At 66.5% G+C, this 17,844-nt stretch carries 14 protein-coding genes; 8 read left to right on the forward strand and 6 right to left on the reverse strand.

What is annotated here, in order from left to right; all coding sequences use genetic code 11:
* Window positions 1–257: 257 nt before the first annotated feature.
* On the reverse strand, window positions 258–1,367 hold the full coding sequence (locus ROA7023_RS00185; RefSeq protein ID WP_085876981.1) for a DUF6456 domain-containing protein: 1,110 nt from the start codon (window positions 1,365–1,367) through the stop codon (window positions 258–260).
* Window positions 1,368–1,603: 236 nt separating this feature from the next.
* Here ROA7023_RS00185 and ROA7023_RS00190 point away from each other — a divergent pair, with 236 nt between their 5' ends.
* The gene (locus ROA7023_RS00190; RefSeq protein WP_085876982.1) at window positions 1,604–1,906 is read left to right on the forward strand and encodes a DUF6477 family protein; all 303 of its coding nucleotides are present in this window, start codon (window positions 1,604–1,606) and stop codon (window positions 1,904–1,906) included.
* A gap of 15 nt (window positions 1,907–1,921) precedes the next feature.
* On the opposite strand, the gene ROA7023_RS00195 is transcribed toward ROA7023_RS00190, so the two are convergent.
* On the reverse strand, window positions 1,922–3,466 hold the full coding sequence (locus tag ROA7023_RS00195) for a trimethylamine methyltransferase family protein (RefSeq protein ID WP_085876983.1): 1,545 nt from the start codon (window positions 3,464–3,466) through the stop codon (window positions 1,922–1,924).
* Window positions 3,467–3,622: 156 nt separating this feature from the next.
* Here ROA7023_RS00195 and guaA point away from each other — a divergent pair, with 156 nt between their 5' ends.
* From guaA to ROA7023_RS00220, 5 genes are all read left to right on the forward strand, one after another.
* Entirely contained in the window at window positions 3,623–5,182 is a 1,560-nt protein-coding gene (gene guaA / locus ROA7023_RS00200) for a glutamine-hydrolyzing GMP synthase (RefSeq protein WP_085876984.1), read from the forward strand.
* A complete protein-coding gene (locus tag ROA7023_RS00205; protein ID WP_085876986.1) occupies window positions 5,173–5,829 on the forward strand; it encodes a YdcF family protein in 657 nt (218 codons plus the stop codon). Before guaA ends, ROA7023_RS00205 begins: the two co-directional genes overlap by 10 nt.
* Window positions 5,830–5,899: 70 nt before the next feature.
* Window positions 5,900–6,808, forward strand: a complete 909-nt coding sequence (locus ROA7023_RS00210; protein WP_085876988.1) for a DMT family transporter — start codon at window positions 5,900–5,902, stop codon at window positions 6,806–6,808.
* Window positions 6,809–6,924: 116 nt separating this feature from the next.
* Window positions 6,925–8,085: an outer membrane protein transport protein gene (locus tag ROA7023_RS00215; RefSeq protein WP_085876989.1), complete on the forward strand. Its 1,161-nt coding sequence runs from the start codon at window positions 6,925–6,927 to the stop codon at window positions 8,083–8,085.
* Window positions 8,086–8,202: 117 nt separating this feature from the next.
* Window positions 8,203–9,123, forward strand: a complete 921-nt coding sequence (locus ROA7023_RS00220) for a DMT family transporter (RefSeq protein WP_085876990.1) — start codon at window positions 8,203–8,205, stop codon at window positions 9,121–9,123.
* On the opposite strand, the gene mfd is transcribed toward ROA7023_RS00220, so the two are convergent.
* The gene (gene mfd / locus ROA7023_RS00225; RefSeq protein WP_085876991.1) at window positions 9,101–12,556 is read right to left on the reverse strand and encodes a transcription-repair coupling factor; all 3,456 of its coding nucleotides are present in this window, start codon (window positions 12,554–12,556) and stop codon (window positions 9,101–9,103) included. The two genes, ROA7023_RS00220 and mfd, sit on opposite strands and share 23 nt — an antisense overlap.
* Before the next feature lie 117 nt (window positions 12,557–12,673).
* Window positions 12,674–13,207 carry a component of SufBCD complex gene (locus ROA7023_RS00230; protein WP_085876993.1) on the reverse strand — a complete coding sequence of 178 codons (534 nt, stop codon included), beginning with the start codon at window positions 13,205–13,207 and terminating at the stop codon, window positions 12,674–12,676.
* A gap of 117 nt (window positions 13,208–13,324) precedes the next feature.
* Here ROA7023_RS00230 and hemB point away from each other — a divergent pair, with 117 nt between their 5' ends.
* Complete coding sequence (hemB, locus tag ROA7023_RS00235) at window positions 13,325–14,323, forward strand: porphobilinogen synthase (protein WP_085876994.1); 999 nt, start codon at window positions 13,325–13,327, stop codon at window positions 14,321–14,323.
* A 110-nt stretch (window positions 14,324–14,433) separates the two neighbouring features.
* Window positions 14,434–14,991 carry a lipid-binding SYLF domain-containing protein gene (locus tag ROA7023_RS00240; protein ID WP_085876995.1) on the forward strand — a complete coding sequence of 186 codons (558 nt, stop codon included), beginning with the start codon at window positions 14,434–14,436 and terminating at the stop codon, window positions 14,989–14,991.
* Window positions 14,992–15,071: 80 nt separating this feature from the next.
* Here the strand turns inward: ROA7023_RS00240 and ROA7023_RS00245 are convergent, their stop codons facing one another.
* Together ROA7023_RS00245 and ROA7023_RS00250 are read right to left on the reverse strand one after the other, a co-directional pair.
* Entirely contained in the window at window positions 15,072–16,160 is a 1,089-nt protein-coding gene (locus ROA7023_RS00245; RefSeq protein WP_085876996.1) for an ABC transporter ATP-binding protein, read from the reverse strand.
* Between the two features lie 27 nt (window positions 16,161–16,187).
* A complete protein-coding gene (locus ROA7023_RS00250) occupies window positions 16,188–17,840 on the reverse strand; it encodes an alpha-amylase family glycosyl hydrolase (protein WP_085876997.1) in 1,653 nt (550 codons plus the stop codon).
* Window positions 17,841–17,844: the final 4 nt, after the last annotated feature.

Below are 17,844 nucleotides of genomic sequence, written 5' to 3' on the forward strand. Positions count from 1 at the left end.
GCGCTTCATTCTGGCCCGCTTCTGGACCGATCTGTGGCAATGATCGGGCATCGTTCGCATCCCGGCGCCTGCGCGGCAGGCAAGGGTGGGATTGTTGCGCAAATGGCTTCAGGATATTGATTTTGTTAATCTAAAACTTGATCTAGTCGCGCTCCAGAGGCGATTCTGGCCGAATCGCGGCCCGGGCGGAGCGCGGACAGGCCAAAGGGGCCGGCGCCCTTCGGCCCCCGCCCCCGTAGCCCGATCCGGGGCCGTGCCTAGCCGATCTTGGGGGCCAGCGTGCCCTGCTCGTCGTAGTGCCGGCGCAGCCGTTCCAGCGCGATGCGCAGCACGATTTTGCCCGAGCGCGCGGACCAGCCCATGCGCTGCTCGGTCTCTTCCATCCCGTCGAGGTAGCAGCAGCAACGCAGCACCACGTCGCCCAGCCCCGGACCCAGATCGGCGAGCGCCGCGGCCACCCGGTCCTTGGCGTCGGTCACCGCGAGCGGCCCGCCGCCGCCGTCGCGGAACGAGGTGAAGGCGCCGGCGGTCACGAAGCGGCTCCAGTCCTGGGTCATCTGCGGCCCCATCTGTGCAAGCTCGAAATCCTCGCGCAGACGCTCCCCGGCGGCCACCAGTTCCTTGCGCAGGAACGCCTTGCCGTCCCGGTCCCGGCGCCGGGCCAGGCCGGCCAGCGGGCTTTCGGCGATGGCAAAACGCGGGCCGCGCTGGCCGGAGGCGTCGGGCCGGCCATGAAAATCCGCCTGCGCCTCGGCCATGCCGGAGGCGCCACGCCGCGCCGCCGCGTTCTCAACCGAGGCCACAAGCTCGCGCAGCGCGGTCCGACCGGTGGCGGTGACGCGATAGCGCGCGATCCGGGCGGCGGGCGCATCGCTCGCGATCCACTCCTGCAACGCGAGGATCTGGGCGATCCCGCGTTCGACCATAGCGGTGCGGGCCGGCTCTCCGTCCGGCCCGTCGCGCACGACGACCGCGCGGTCCATGTCGCGGGCGACGGCCAGGGTCGCCCCGGTCTCGCACAGCCGGCGCAGGATCCGGATCGATTCCTGGTCGATCCTGTCCTGGTCCGTCAGGACGGCGACGTCGGGCGCGGTATTGTCCCCATTTTTTTCCCCAGAGCTGTCCACAGCCTTGGGCATGATCTGCGACAGCGCCCTCAGCGCCCCGTCGACCAGCGGATCATCCCGCCGCGCCTCCAGCTTGCGCACCTGTCTCAGCACCGTCGAGGCATGGACCTCTCCGCGCCGCGCCAGCGCCCGGATCGGCAATCCGCTCTCCGTGTGGGCCAGGTAGTGCCGCACCGATTCCGGCACCCAACCGGGCAACGGCATGATTTCGCGGCTCGTTTCGTGCATGCGGCTTTTCATTCGCCTACTCCTGGAACGTCTCGGTCCCGACCTGTTCTGGCCACCGGCCTTCTGCCGGAACGAATGCACCCTTGGGTTGTATTCGTTACCCAAACATTAATTGCTGTTTTCACCCCTATCTTTGTTTCAAAAGTCTAAACAATGATATGGACGGCGTTCTTAATAACTTGTCCACACGCAACACACGCCAAGGTTGTGTATCTTCCACAGCATCGAGAAACACAGGAGACGGATCGATGCAGGACCTTTTCGGAATGGTTGGCGCCCTGAAACGCCCCAAATTGCTTGTGAGCGCTGCCCGATTCGGGGTCGAGGAATACCATCGCGATTCGCATCTGCCGCGGATTCTGCGCACCGCGGGCGTCCCGCGGACCGGCACGGCGCTGTTGCGCCTGCTCGAGATCGAAGAGGTTCAGGACAGCAAGCGTCGCGGCCACGCAGCCGATTACTCGGTCGCGCGTCACGTGGACGTGCTGATCGCCATCATGGGCGAGGCGCAGCTGCTGCGCGCCAGCGCCCGCCCCACGGCCGTGGCCTGAGCCGGGCGGGCCGGCTCAGGAGAAGGCGTCGCTCATCGAGGCCTTCTTGTCGGCGACATAGCTGCGCAGCGCCTGCTCGATCCCGGGATCGAGCGCCGGCGCCTGGTATTGGCCCAGCAGCTTTTCGACGCGCACCGCGGCCAGGGTCTGGGTGTCGGCGCCGCCTGCTTCGGACCAGGTCTCGAACGGCTTGTAGTCCAGCAGGTCGGACCGCCAGAACGCCTGTTTGAAGTTGGCCTGGGTATGGGCACAGCCCAGGAAATGTCCGCCGGGGCCGACCTCGCGGATCGCGTCCATCGCCTGACCGTTCTCGGACATGTCGATGCCGCGCGCCATATGATGAAGCACGCCCAACTGGTCGGCATCCATGACGAATTTCTCGAAAGAGGCGACCAGCCCCCCCTCCAGCCAGCCACAGGCGTGGAGCATGAAATTGACCCCGGAATAGAGCCCGGTGTTGAGCGAATTGGCCGCCTCGTAGCCGGCCTGCGCGTCGGGCAGCTTGGAGCCGCAGAACCCCCCCGCCGAGCGGAACGGCAGCCCCAGCCGCCGGGCCAGCTGTCCGGCGCCGAAAGTGATCTGGCTCGCCTCGGGCGTGCCGAAGGTGGGCGCGCCGGAGTTCATGTCGATCGAGGTCACGAACGCGCCGAAGATCACCGGCGCCCCGGCCCGCACGAGCTGCGAATAGGCGACACCTGCCATGACCTCGGCCATGACCTGGGTCAGCGTGCCCGCGACCGACACCGGCGCCATCGCCCCGCCCACGATGAAGGGCGACACGATGCAGGCCTGGTTCGCGGCGGCATAGACTTCAAGCGCCCCCATCATCGTCGCGTCGAATGTCAGCGGCGAATTGATATTGATGAGCGAGGTCATTACCGTATTTTCGGAAACAAATTGTTTCCCGAATAGAATCTCGCACATTTCCACGCAATCGGCGGCGCGCGAGGGCTCGGTGACAGATCCCATGAACGGTTTGTCGGAAAGGGTCATATGCGCCAGAATCATGTCGAGATGGCGCTTGTTGACCGGAATGTCCGTCGGCTCGCAGACCGTGCCGCCCGAATGGTGCAACCATTTGGACATGTAGGCGAGCTTCACGAATTTCTGGAAATCCTCCATCGTTGCATAGCGCCGGCCGCCGAAGGCGTCGCGCACGAACGGCGGGCCATAGACCGGGGCCAGCACCAGGGTGTTGCCGCCGATCTCGACCGACTTGGCCGGATCGCGGGCGTGCTGGGTGAACCGGCCCGGCGCGGTCGCGCAGAGCTTTCGGGCCAGGCCGCGGGGGATGAGCACCCGTTCGCCCTCGATTTCGGCCCCGGCCTGCCGCCAACGCTCCAGCGCACCCGGGTTCTCGACGAAATTCACGCCGATCTCGGCCAGGATCGTCTCGGCGTTGGTCTCGATGATCCGCAACGCGGCCTCGTCGAGGATCTCCAGGTTGGGGATGTTGCGCTCGATGTAGCGGGCGGTCTCGAAATGCACGGCCGTCCGTTCGGCCCGTCGCGCGGCTCCGCCGCCGCCCCGCCCGCGCCGCGCTGCTTTCACTTCGGTCATGCCCGCACCCCTTGTTCTGCTTGGGGTGTCTTACGCCCGCCATCCGGGCGCGTGTGGTGAATTTCCGGCGTCTCGGACCGGAAAACGACATCGAGGGCGCCCGCACCGCGCGGGCGCGGCTTGCAAGGACCCCGGGGTCGGCCTACGACGCCTTCCATGACAGCCCATGACCCCCTCCTCATCATCGACTTCGGCAGCCAGGTCACGCAGCTTATCGCGCGCCGCCTGCGAGAGCTGAACGTCTATTGCGAAATCCACCCGTTCCAGAACGTGACGCCCGCGTTCCTGGCAGACTTCGCACCCCGCGCGGTGATCCTGTCGGGCGGCCCGGCCTCGGTGATCGACGCGGGCTCTCCGCGCCCGCCGGCGGAGGTGTTCGAGCTCGGGGTGCCGGTGCTGGGGATCTGCTATGGCCAGCAGGTGATGATGCAGATGCTGGGCGGCCGGGTCGAGCGCGGCGACGGCACCGCCGAGTTCGGCCGCGCCTATGTCACGCCCGAGGACGGCGCGCGGCCCGATCTGCTGACCGGCTGGTTCCTGGAGGGGCGCGAGCAGGTCTGGATGAGCCACGGCGACCACGTGGCCGAGATCGCGCCGGGCTTCCGGGTTCTGGGCACCTCGCCCGGCGCGCCCTTCGCCATCACCGGCGACCCGGAGCGGAATTTCTACGCGGTGCAATTCCACCCCGAAGTGCATCACACCCCCAACGGCAGGACGCTCTACGAGAACTTCGTGAAGCTCGCGGGCTTTGCCGGGGACTGGACCATGGCCGCCTACCGCGAAGAGGCGATCCGCCTGATCCGCGAGCAGGTCGGCGATGCGCAGGTGATCTGCGGGCTCTCGGGCGGGGTCGACAGTTCGGTCGCGGCGGTGCTGATCCACGAGGCCATCGGCGACCAGCTGACCTGCGTCTTCGTCGACCACGGCCTGTTGCGCCATAACGAGGCCAGCGAGGTGGTCGCGATGTTCCGCGACCATTACAACATACCCCTGATCCACGCCGACGAGGCCGATCTGTTCATAGGCGAGCTTGAGGGTGTCAGTGACCCCGAGGTCAAGAGAAAGACCATCGGCCGGCTGTTCATCGACGTGTTCCAGAGATACGCCGACCAGATCGAGGGGGCGGGGTTCCTGGCCCAGGGCACGCTTTATCCCGACGTGATCGAGAGCGTGTCCTTCTCGGGCGGTCCCTCGGTCACGATCAAGTCGCATCACAACGTGGGCGGCCTGCCCGAGAAGATGGGCCTGAAGCTGGTCGAGCCGCTGCGCGAGCTCTTCAAGGACGAGGTCCGCGCCCTCGGCCACGAACTGGGTCTGCCGGCGAGCTTCATCGGCCGCCACCCCTTCCCCGGCCCCGGCCTCGCGATCCGCTGTCCCGGAGAGATCACCCGCGACAAGCTCGACATCCTGCGCAAGGCCGATGCGGTCTATCTCGACCAGATCCGCAAACACGGGCTTTACGACGAGATCTGGCAGGCCTTCGTGGCGCTTCTGCCGGTGCGGACCGTGGGTGTGATGGGCGACGGGCGGACCTATGAGTATGCCTGTGCGCTGCGGGCCGTGACCTCGGTCGACGGCATGACCGCGGATTACTATCCGTTCAGCCACGATTTCCTGGGAGAGACCGCGACCCGGATCATCAACGAGGTGCGCGGCATCAACCGCGTGACCTACGACATCACCTCCAAGCCCCCAGGCACCATCGAATGGGAGTGATCCGGACCCTGTTTCTTCTGGCCGCAGCCAGCGTCGGGGCCGGGGCCGCCGCCGCGGTGGGCTCGGCCTACACGACCCCGTCCTGCGCGGACCTGCTGTCCGGGGACGCACGGTTCGACACCGCCGTCGTGCTGGGCGCGGGGCTCGCGGGCGACGGGACCCTGGGCCGGGCCAGCGAGGCGCGCGCCCGGGCGGGGCTGGACCTTTATCAGGCCGGCATCGTCGGCCATCTGCATTTCACCGGCGACGCCTCCGAAGGACGGGCCGACCCGGTCGCGCGCCAGATGGACACGCTGGCCATGGCCGAAGGGCTACCGCCCTCGGCCACCAGCGTCGAGCCGCTGTCCCGCTCCACCTTGGAGAACGCGCTGTTCTCGCAGCCCCGCCTCGCCCGCGGGGGCAGCCTGCTGCTGGTCAGCAGCGGCTATCACCTGTGGCGCGGGGCCGCGAGCATGGCCTGGGCCGGCGCCCCCGTCGCCGCGGCCTGCCAGAGTGCGCGGTTCGACGTCAGGAGCCCCGCCCACAAGGCGGAGCTGGTCCTGCTCGAGGGCATCAAATGGCCGGGCAACGTGGCGCGGGCGGCGCTCTGGTCCGCCGGCCAGGCGGTGGGGCTCGGCGATTATCTTCCGCAAAAGCTGTTGAACTGACGGCCACGTCCGGTTGTCGCCCGGGCCGCAATCGGGCAGACCGGCCATATCAAGCCCCGAGGCCCTTATCATGACCCAGATCCCCGCTTCCGTTCCCACGCCCGTGACGCTGCGCGCGTCGCTGTGGATGCTTGGCGCCGTGGTCTCCTTCACCTCCATGGCCGTGGCGGCCCGCGCCGTCAGCCTGTCGCTCGACACGTTCGAGATCATGACCTACCGGTCGCTGACAGGGGTGGTGATCGTGCTGGTGGTGGGCCGGATGACCAACAGCCTCGGCCAGATCAGCGCGCAGCAATTCCGGCTGCACGGGCTGCGCAACCTCGCGCATTTCATCGGCCAGAACCTGTGGTTCTTCGCGATCACCATGATCCCGCTGGCGCAGCTTTTCGCGCTGGAATTCACCACGCCGATCTGGGCGCTGCTCTTCGCGCCGCTGATCCTGTCGGAGAAGATCACCCGCCGCGCCCTGATCGTCGCGGCCATCGGCTTTGCCGGGATCCTGATCGTGGCGCGGCCCTCTCCCGACGGGCTGAACGCGGGTATCCTCGCCGCCGCCGCCTGCGCGGTCGGCTTCGGCCTGACCGCGGTGCTGACCCGGCGGCTGACCCGGACCGACACGATCCTGTCGATCCTGTTCTGGCTGACGGTGATGCAGGCGGTGTTCGGCCTGGTCTGCGGGCTTGCCGATGGCGAGATGGCCCTGCCCACCGCCACGACCGCGCCGTTTCTCGTGGTCATCGGCTGCGCCGGCCTGCTGGCCCATTTCTGCCTGACCACCGCGCTGTCGCTGGCCCCCGCGGGCGTGGTGATGCCGATCGACTTCTTGCGCCTGCCGCTGATCGCGATCATCGGAATGTTGTTCTATGGCGAGGGCTTCGACATCTACGTCCTGCTCGGCGGCGGCGTGATCTTCGCGGCCAATTACGCCAATATCCTGAGCGGCAACCGCAGCCGCGCCGAATCTGTCGCGAAATTGTGACGTGACGTTCGGGTCATTTTCTGACGCGGCGTCAGGAATTGACCGAAAACGGCACCGCCCGCAATAAAGTTACCCGAGGACGACAGGCCACACCGGCCAAAGTCGGAGGGAGGCACATGAAACACACAACGGCGGCCATTGCCGCGCTGCTTACGACGACAACCGCCGCGACCGCAGGCGGCATTGATCGGATCGGCAACAACTATTCCTTGCTGTTCCAGGACGGCAATTACGCAGAGCTCAGCTTTGCCGCCGTGCACCCGACTGTCGAGGGCAGCTATCCGGGCGCCCTGGGCGGGGGCACATCGGGCGACATGGCCGACGATTTCGGCGCACCGTCCTTCAGCCTGCGCACACAGATCAACGACCAGATCTCGCTGTCGTTCTTCTGGAACAAGCCCTTCGGCGCCAACTCGACCTATCGCGACGGCTTCTACTCCGGGCTGACCGCGGATTGGGACAGCAAGGGCCATGCGGTCGTGCTGAAATACGACTTCAACGAGTCCTTCTCGGTCTATGGCGGGGCGCGGCAGGTCATCTCGCGCGCGTCGATCACGATTCCCGACCAGATGATCCGCGCGGGCCTCGGTCAGGCCGCCGCCGCGGGCAACGCCCCGGCCGGCGTGCTGGCCACGAGCGCCCCGGCCGGGACCCTGGCCTATTCCGCCCGCACCGACAGCGATACCCGGGTCGGGATGATCGCCGGTGTCGCCTACGAACGCCCCGAGATCGCGCTGCGCGTGGCGCTGACCTATGAACAGGGCCTGACGCACGAATTCTCCACCAACGAGATCCTGCCCGCCGCCGGCCTCTCGCTCGACTCCACCATGGACGTCGAGATGCCCGATACCTGGACCCTCGATTTCCAGACCGGGATCGCCCCCAAGACACTGCTCTTCGGCTCGGTCCGCCACGCCGAATGGTCGGTGTGGGAGATCCGGACGACGGGCTACGAGCAGCTGTTCGACGACGTGGTGACATCGATCGACGACGACGTGACCACCTATCGCGTCGGCGTGGGCCGGCAGGTCACCGAGGATCTGTCGCTCTTCGCGCGGGTCACCTTTGAGGAGCAGCAGGGCGGTTTCGCCAGCCGGCTGTCGCCCACGGACGGCACCCGCGGGATCGGCATCGGCGGCACCTATGTGATGGGCAATTCGCGCATCACCCTCGGGATCGACTACCAACAGCTCGGCAACGCGGTCACCGAGGATGGCACGACCTTCGACGGCGGCGACTCCCTTGCCCTCGGCATGACATTCGGAACAGCGTTCTAGACTAGGCCGGCCCTTGTGGGTCATCCCGGGCCCCGGCACCTGCCGGGGCCCTGGCCCTGCCCGCGCTTGCCGCATGTTCCGGATTGCCCCCGCCCCGCATCCGGCATCATGTGAGGCATGACCCAACAGACCCTCACCCCCCGCGCCTGGGCCGAGCTGCTGCTGCTCTCGGTGATCTGGGGCGCGTCCTTCCTGTCGATCCGGATCGCGCTGAACGAGATCGGGCCGTTCTGGGTCGTCGCCCACCGGACCTTCTGGGCGGCGCTGGTGATGTGGTCCGTCGTGGCCCTGCGCCGGTTGCCCCTGCCCCGAGGCCGGTCGGTCTGGGTGGGCTTTCTCGTCATGGGCCTGATCAACAACGTCCTGCCCTTCACCCTCATGGCCTGGGGGCAGCTGCACATCCCGACGGGGCTGACCTCGATCCTCAACGCGACGACGGCGATCTGGGCGGTGATCCTCGCGGCGCTGGTCTTTGCCGACGAACGGCTGACCCTGCGCAAGGCGCTGGGGGTCACGACCGGCTTTGCCGGCGCCGCCGTGGCCATCGGCCTTGCCACGCTCGCGCGGTTCGACATCACGTCGCTGGCGCAGCTTGCGGTGCTCGCGGGTACGCTCTGCTATGCGCTGGCGACGATCTGGGCGCGGATCCGGCTGCGCGGCGTCCGGGCCGAGGTGGCGGCGGCGGGCACGCTCGCCATGTCGGCCGCGATGTCGGTGCCGCTGGCGCTGCTGTTCGAGGGTCCGCCGGACCTGAGCCTCGCCCCGCAAACCATTGCTGCCATTGCCTATTACGCCTGCGTGTCCACGGCCTTCGCCTATGTGCTCTACTACCGGGTCCTGGGCATGGCCGGCAGCGGCAACGTCGCGCTCTGCACCTTGCTGATCCCGCCCACGGCGATCGTGCTGGGCGCGGTCGTGCTTGGAGAGGATCTTGCCCCGCGCGCCTATGCAGGCTTTGTCTTGCTCGCGGGAGGCCTGTTGATCCTGAACGGGTTTCTTCTGCCCCGTCCGAGAGTTACGCCGCCTTCTTCGCCTTGATCTTCTCGGCCAGGTCGCGGGCGATCCCAAAGGCGCCCTTGATCTTGTCGGCCTCCTTGGTCCAGTCCCGCCGCACGACGATCTTGTTGTCCTTGACCTTGGCCAGCCCGTTCTGCGCCTGGATGAACTCCACCAGACCCACCGGGCTCGCGAACTTGTCATTGTGGAACCGGATCGTCGCGCCCTTGGGCCCCGCATCGAGATGCGAGATCCCGGCCCGCTTGCACATCGCCTTGATCCGCACGACAAGCATCAGCGTGTTGACCTCCTTTGGGAGCTTTCCGAAGCGGTCGATCATCTCGGCGGCGAAGCCCTCCAGCTCCACCTTGGTGGTCAGGTCGCTGAGCCGCCGATAGAGCCCCAGCCGCACGTCGAGGTCGGGCACGTAGGTGTCGGGGATCAGCACCGGCACGCCAAGGTTGATCTGCGGCGCCCACTGGCCGTCGTCGACGATCCCCTCCGCCTCGCCGGAACGGATCTTGGCGATCTGCTCCTCCAGCATCTGCTGGTAGAGCTCATAGCCCACCTCGCGCATCTGGCCCGATTGCTCATCGCCCAGAAGGTTGCCGGCGCCCCGGATATCAAGGTCTTGCGAGGCAAGCGTGAACCCCGCGCCCAGCGTGTCGAGCGAGGCCAGAACCCGCAGCCGCTTCTCTGCCTGCTCGGTCAGCCGGGTGCGCGGCTTGGTCGTCATGTAGGCATAGGCGCGCGTCTTGGAGCGCCCGACCCGCCCCCGGATCTGATAGAGCTGCGCCAGCCCGAACATGTCGGCGCGGTGGACGATCATCGTGTTCGCGGTGGGGATGTCGAGCCCGCTTTCGACGATCGTCGTGGCCAGAAGCACGTCGTATCTGCCGTCGTAGAAGGCGTTCATCCGGTCGTCGAGCTCGCCCGCCGCCATCTGGCCATGGGCGGTGACGAAGCTGACCTCCGGCACCTCCTCGCGCAGGAACGCCTCCATCTCGGCCATGTCCGAGATCCGCGGCACGACGAAAAAGCTCTGTCCGCCGCGGTAACGCTCGCGCAGCAGGGCCTCGCGGATCGTGATCGTGTCGAACTCCGAGACATAGGTGCGGATCGCCAGCCGGTCGACGGGCGGCGTGCCGATGATCGACAGCTCGCGCACCCCCGACAGGCTCATCTGCAGCGTCCGCGGGATCGGCGTCGCCGTCAGCGTCAGCACATGCACGTCCGAGCGCATCTGCTTCAGCCGTTCCTTGTGCCCCACGCCGAAGCGCTGTTCCTCGTCGATCACCAGCAGGCCGAGGTTGCGGAACTTCACCGATTTCGCCAGCAGCGCATGGGTGCCCACGACGATATCCACGTCGCCCGAGATCAGCCCCGCCTTGGTCTCCGCCGTCTCCTTCTGGCCCACGAAGCGCGACAGGGATCGCACGTTGACCGGAAAGCCGCGAAACCGCTCCTTGAACGATTGCGCGTGCTGGCGGGCAAGCAGCGTCGTGGGCGCGATCACCGCGACCTGCACCCCCGACATCGCCGCGACGAAGGCCGCGCGCATGGCCACCTCGGTCTTGCCGAAGCCCACGTCGCCGCAGATCAGCCGATCCATCGGGCTGCCCGAAGACATGTCGTCCAGCACCTGCTCGATCGCCGTCAACTGGTCGTCGGTCTCGGCATAGGGGAAGCGGGTCAGGAACTGCTCCCACATGCCGTCGGGCGGCGTGAGGGTTGCGGCCGTGCGCAGGGCGCGTTCGGCGGCGACGCGGATCAGGCGCTCGGCCATCTCGCGGATCCGCTCCTTCAGGCGGGCCTTCTTGGCCTGCCAGGCACCGCCGCCCAGCCGGTCGAGCAGGCCCTCCTCGTGGCCGAAGCGCGACAGCAGCTCGATATTCTCGACTGGCAGGTAGAGCTTTGACTTTTCGGCATATTCCAGCAGCAGGCATTCGTGCGCCGCGCCCGCCGCCGTCACCACCTCCAGCCCCAGGTAGCGGCCGACGCCGTGGTCCACATGGACCACCAGATCGCCGGGCGTCAGGCTCTGGGTCTCGGTCAGGAAATTTTCGGCCCGCCGCTTGCGCCTTGTGGTGCGGATCAGCCTGTCGCCCAGCACATCCTGCTCGGCAATGACCGTGAACCGGCGGTCGTCCAGCGGCCCTTCGAAGCCGGATTCCAATGCCCAGACAACAAGATGCAGGCCTCTCTTGCCAACCCGCGTGAAGTCCGGGACCGCAATCGTCTCCGTCAGCCCCTCGTCCTCGATCAACCCGGCAAGACGCTCCCGCGCCCCGTCGGAGTAAGAGGCGATGACCACCGGCCCGTCTTCGAGCTTTGCACGAATATGCGCGGCCAAGGCACCGAAAAGGCTTATACTTTCCTGTTGACGCTCCGGCGCAAAGTTGCGCCCCACGCGCCCGCCTGCGTCGATCACGCCGGGCCCCGAGGCCCGCGGCAGTGGCGAGAACCGCAGCGCCCGCCGCCCCCCGATGGCCTCCTGCCAGCCCGCATCGTCGAGATAGAGCGTCCCGGGCGGCGCGGGCTTGTAGACACTGTCGTGCCGCGATTTCTGCTCCAGGGCCAGCCGGCGGGTCTCGTAGGCATCCGCGATCATCAGCCAGCGGCTGTCGCGGACCGCGTCGGTTTGGTCATCCAGCGTCACGGAGACACCGGGCAGGTAGTCGAACAGGGTCTCCAGCCGGTCGTGGAACAGGCCCAGCCAATGCTCCACCCCCTGGTGCTTGCGCCCCGCGCTCACCGCCTCGTAGAGCGGGTCGTCGGTGCCCGCGGCGCCGAATTCCAGGCGGTAGTTCTGCCGGAACCGGGTGATCGCCGCCTCGTCCAGAATGACCTCGGACACCGGCGCAAGCTCGACCATGTCGAGCTTCTCCGTGGTCCGCTGGGTCGCCGGATCGAACCTCCGCGCCCCGTCCAGCGTATCCCCGAACAGGTCGAGCCGCACCGGCCCGCTCTCGCCCGGCGGATAGATGTCGATGATCCCCCCGCGCACCGCGTAATCCCCGGGCTCGGTCACCGTGGGCGCCTGCGAGAACCCCATCCGCGCCAGGAACCCGCGCAGCGCACTCTCGTCGATGCGCTCGCCCACAACCGCGCGGAACGCCGCCTCGCGCAGGGTCTCGCGGGCCGGCACCTTCTGGCTGGCCGCGTTGATCGTCGTCAGCAGGACGAACCGCTTGGGCATCGCATGTACCAGCGCCGCCAGCGTCGCCATCCGCGTGGCCGAGATATCGGCATTGGGCGACACCCGGTCATAGGGCAGGCAATCCCAGCCCGGAAAGACGAAAACCGGCATCTCGGGCGCGAAGAACGCAAGCGCCGCCTGCATCGCGGCCATGCGCTTGTCATCGCGGGCCACATGGATGACGGCCCCGCCGCGCCTGGCGGCCTCGGCAAGGACAAGGCGCGCGTCGAACCCTTCGGGAGCGCCGCCGACGGTCAGGGAGGTTGTCTCGGACATGGTGGCTGACCTACCCCCTGCGCGGTCCGTGTCAAGCGCGATGCGCCCCCCGGCTCTTCATTGCCTTGCCATATCCCGGGGGTGAATTGGCCCCGGGCCAAGAGGGGGCAGCGCCCCCTAGAAGCCGTTGAACAGAAAGCTGCGGTCGAGGTTCTGCCACATACCCCAAAGTGCTGTGACAAAGATCGACAGCATCCCGATGACCTGGACATATTGGCGGTGCCGGGTGAGCCGCTTGTTCAACACCTCCGCTTCCGGCCGTTCGGTCTCGATCAGCCGGGCGGTCGACAGCGACAGCGCCCCCACGAAGGACATCGGCAGGCCGAGCAGGAACAGCGCCTGGGCGAACTCCACGTTATAGGCAAAGCCCAGCACCGCGAGGCTCGTCAGCACGAAGCAGAGAAACCCCAGCAGGACCAGGCCGGACACCCGCCCGATATAGAGGATCCGCGAGACGTTGATCCGCACCATCTCCTCGAGGTCGGCCTGCGCCTGGCCGCCGTGTCGCCGGGCCCGGGTGACCATGTCGAACGGAACGCCAAGCACCCAATGGCTTGCCGTCGACCACACCACCGCCAGCGCGATCCAGAACCACAGATTCGAGAAGGATCGCATGTCGATGACTTCGAAGACCGTTTCTGTCCAGTTCACTTGCAGCCGCCGCTCGTCATTTTCGCGGAACCTAACCGCGCATTTCCGGGAAGGCGAGCCTTGTGGAACGCGATATTCCATGGCACCTCGAAATTGTGACACGAAAGGCCTGCCCAGATGAAACCCACCGTAGCCCCCTTCCCCGCGGCGCGCCTGCGCCGCCTGCGCGGCACGCCCGCCCTGCGCGCCATGGTGCGCGAGACAACCCTCACCCCCGCCGATTTCATCTGGCCGGTCTTCGTGATGGACGGGCACGACGCCGAAGAGCCGATCCCCTCGATGCCCGGCGTCTCGCGGCTGACCGTGGACCGGGTCGCAAAGGCCGCCAGGCGCGCCGAAGCCCTGGGCATTCCCGCGATCTGCATCTTTCCCTACACCCCGCAGGAGGCCCGGACCGAGGATTGCGCCATGGCCTGGGACCCCGACAACATCGCCAACCGCGCGATCCGCGCGGTCAAGGACGCCGCCCCCGGGATCGCCGTGATGACCGACATCGCGCTCGATCCCTATAACATCAACGGCCAGGACGGCTATGTCGAAGACGGCGAGATCGTCAACGACCGCACGGTCGAGGCGCTGGTGAAGATGGCGCTGGCCCAGGCCGCCTGCGGCGCCGATATCCTCGGACCCTCGGACATGATGGACGGCCGTATCGGCGCCATGCGCACGGCACTTGAAAGCGAGGGATATCAGAAAGTTGCGATCCTGTCCTACACCGCGAAATATGCCAGCGCCTTCTACGGCCCGTTCCGCGACGCGGTGGGCGCCTCGGGGGCGCTGAAGGGCGACAAGACGACCTACCAGATGGACCCTTCCAATTCCGACGAGGCGCTGCGACTGGTGGAACGGGACCTGGCCGAGGGAGCGGACATGATCATGGTCAAGCCCGGCATGCCCTATCTCGACATCTGCCGGCGGGTGAAGGACAGCTTCGGCGTACCGACTTTCGCCTACCAGGTCTCGGGCGAATACGCGATGCTGAAGGCGGCGTCCCAGAACGGATGGCTCGACGGGCCGAAGGTGATGATGGAAAGCCTGATGGCCTTCCGCCGGGCGGGTTGCGACGGCATCCTGACCTATTTCGCCCCCGAGGCGGCCGAGCTTCTGGGCGGCTGACCCGGCCGCGGACCGCCGGCCGTGCGCAACCCGTAGTGACAGCGGGCGTCTTGGCCCCTATAGTCTGCGGTGATCGGTCACATAAGGCCGACAGGCAGATGAGGCACAACATGAGCACTTTCACCAGACGCGGCTTTATCGCCGCCTCGGTCGCGCCCGTGGCGCTTGCCGCCTGTGGCAACGGGATCGGCAACACCAACGATGCGACCATCGACGCCCGCGTGGACAGCACGCTGGCCTTCATGCAACAGCGCTACCCTTCCTCCTTCGACCTGATGGGCAAATCCACCGGCATGCTGGTCATGCCGCTGATCACCGAGGCCGGCTTCGGCATCGGCGGCGCCTACGGCACCGGCGCCCTACGGGTCGGCGGCACCACGGTGGATTACTATTCGGCCACGACGCTCTCGGGCGGGCTGCAGATCGGGGCGCAGCAATATTCGCACGTCCTGTTCTTCATGACCGATGAGGCGCTGCTGGAGTTCCGCCGCAGCGACGGCTGGGTCGCCGGGGCCAACGTCGAATACGCCCTGCGCGATCAGGCCGACAGCCTGGCGGCCGAGACGCTGACCTCGCGCTCGCCGATCATCGCGCTGGTCTTTGCCCAGGCGGGGCTGCGCGTCGGCGCCACGGTCGACGGGACCAAGTACACCCGCATCATTCCCTGACTGACGCCTCCTCCGGACATGAAAAAGGATGCCACGCGACGACCGCGTGACATCCTTTCGTCAGGACCTGCGCCATACGCCTAGCGGTAATAGAGCGACTGGCCGTTGGCGAAGATCTGCACCTTGTCCGGCTCGGCCGTCAGCTTGACATCCGTGCCCCGCACATTGGCCTGGATGCCCGGCAGCTTGGCGATCACCGGCTCTTCGTTATCGACGGCATCGCAATAGAGCAGCGTGACCTCGCCAAGCGCCTCGGTGATGTCCACATGGCCGGTATAGAGCGGTTCGCCGTCGGCGGGCACGAAATCCTCCGGGCGCACGCCGACATTGACCTTCAGCCCCTTGTCCGCGGCTTGGGTCGGCACCGATGAGACGGCCGTCCCGCCATTGTCGAGCTTGACCACGGTCCGGCTTCCGGTCTCGGTCACTTCGCCGGAAAACAGGTTCATGGCGGGCGAGCCGATGAAGCGGGCGACGAACTCGTTCTCGGGCCGCTCATAAAGCTCCAGCGGGGTGCCGACCTGGGCGATGCCCTTGTTGGCCAGGACCACGATCCGGCTGGCCAGGGTCATCGCCTCGACCTGGTCGTGGGTCACGTAGATCATCGTGGAATTCGGCATCGATTCCTTGAGCTGCGCGATCTCGATCCGGGTCGCCACACGAAGCGCCGCATCGAGGTTCGAAAGCGGTTCGTCAAAGAGATACACCTTGGGATCGCGCACGATGGACCGGCCGATGGCCACCCGCTGACGCTGCCCGCCCGACAGGGCCTTGGGCAGACGGTCCAGATAGGGTTCAAGCTGCAGGATCCGGGAGGCCTTCGCCACCGCGGCGTCGATCTCGGCCGGCGACTTCTTGGCCAGCTTCAGCGCGAAGGTCATGTTGTCGCGCACGGTCATGTGCGGATAGAGCGCGTAGGACTGGAACACCATCGCGATCCCGCGCTGCGCGGGCGGCACGTCGTTGACCACGTCCCCGTCAATCTCCAGCTCGCCGCCCGAGATCTTTTCCAGCCCCGCGATCATCCGCAACAGCGTGGACTTGCCGCAGCCCGATGGCCCAACGAACACGATGAGTTCGCCCTTCTTGATATCGAGGTTGATGTTCTTGAGCACCTCGACGGTGCCACCATAAGTCTTGGCGACATTCGTCAGCTTCAAGTCGGCCATTGTGTTCCCTCCCTGACGTTTTCTTTGTTATTGCCGCTCGGCCAGGCAGACCTGCCATGGCTCCAGAAGCAGCTTGCCATCTGTGGGCACGGCGGCCGAGCCAAGCTCTGCACCCACCTGCTTCCACCTACCCTCGGGCAATTCGAATTCGGACGGCTGGTCCGAGACGTTGAACGCACACAGCAGGCTCACCCCGTCCTGCGACCGCAAGAAATAGACGACGTCGCCCATGTGGCGCACCGCGTCGTGGTCGCCGTTCATCAGCACCGGATTGGCGTGACGGAAGGCGATCGCCCGGCGGTAATGGTGCAGGATTGCGGACGCGTCCTGTTCCTGCACGGCGACGGATTGGTGCAGGTGCTTGATCGGAACAGGCAGCCAGGGCTTCACATCGGTAAAGCCGGCCGACTGGTTCGACGGCTCCCAAGGGATCGGGGTCCGGCAGCCGTCGCGGCCCTTGAACTCGGGCCAGAACTCGATGCCATAGGGATCCTGCAGGTCCTCGTAGGAGACATCCGCCTCCGGCAGGCCCAGCTCTTCGCCCTGGTAGAGGCAGACCGAGCCGCGCAGGCACATGATGAGCGTGGTCAGCATCCGGTTGGCCGGTTCCGTCAGGTTCCAGCGAGAGACGTGACGGACCACGTCATGGTTGGAAAACGCCCAGCAGGCCCAGCCATCGGCCGCTTCCTCGTCGAGGCGGGTCATCACCTCTGCGATACGTCCCGCAGTAGGTTGATCCTGCGCGAGAAATTCGAACGCATAGCACATCTGCATCAGATCGTCGCCGGCGGTATATTCGCCCATGATCTGCATGCCCCGCTGCGCATCGCCGACCTCGCCCACGGCGGCGGCGTTGTAGGGGGTCATGACCGCGCGGAATTTGCGCAGGAAATCAAGGTTTTCCGGCTGGTTCTTGGAGTAGAGGTGCTCCTGGTAATTATAGGGGTTCACCGAGGGCGCGATACTGGCGTTGCGAAGCTCGGGCGCCAGCGGAGGATTGTCCCGCAAATGCTTGTCATGGATATAGAAATTGATCGTGTCGAGACGGAAGCCATCGACCCCCCGCTCCAACCAGAAGCGCGCCACGTCGAGCAGCGCCTCCTGGACCTGGGGTTCGTGAAAGTTGAGGTCGGGCTGCGACACGAGGAAATTGTGCAGATAATATTGCTCGCGCCGGCTGTCCCATTGCCAGCCTGATCCGCCGAAGATCGACAGCCAGTTGTTGGGCGGCGTGCCGTCGGGCTTGGCGTCGGCCCAGACATACCAGTTGGCCTTGGGGTTTTGGCGGTTGGCGCGGCTCTCGATGAACCACGGATGCTCTGCGCTGGTGTGCGACAACACCAGGTCGATCATCACCCGGACGCCAAGGCTGTGGGCCATCTCGACCACCGCGTCGAAATCGTCGATCGTCCCGAACAGCGGATCGACGTCGCAATAATCCGAGACGTCGTAGCCGAAATCCTTCATCGGCGAGGTGAAGAACGGGCTTATCCAGATCGCGTCGACCCCCAGCGAGGCGATGTAGGGCAGACGCTGCACGATGCCGCCCAGGTCCCCCACGCCGTCGCTGTTGCTGTCCTGGTAGGAGCGCGGATAGATCTGGTAGATCACCGCGCCCCGCCACCAGTCAGGGTCCGCTTCGAGATGCGCTTGTGGCGCGTCTGATTCAGCCAAGCTCATTTTG

Source organism: Roseisalinus antarcticus, assembly GCF_900172355.1.
GTDB classification, from domain to species: Bacteria; Pseudomonadota; Alphaproteobacteria; order Rhodobacterales; family Rhodobacteraceae; genus Oceanicola; species Oceanicola antarcticus_A.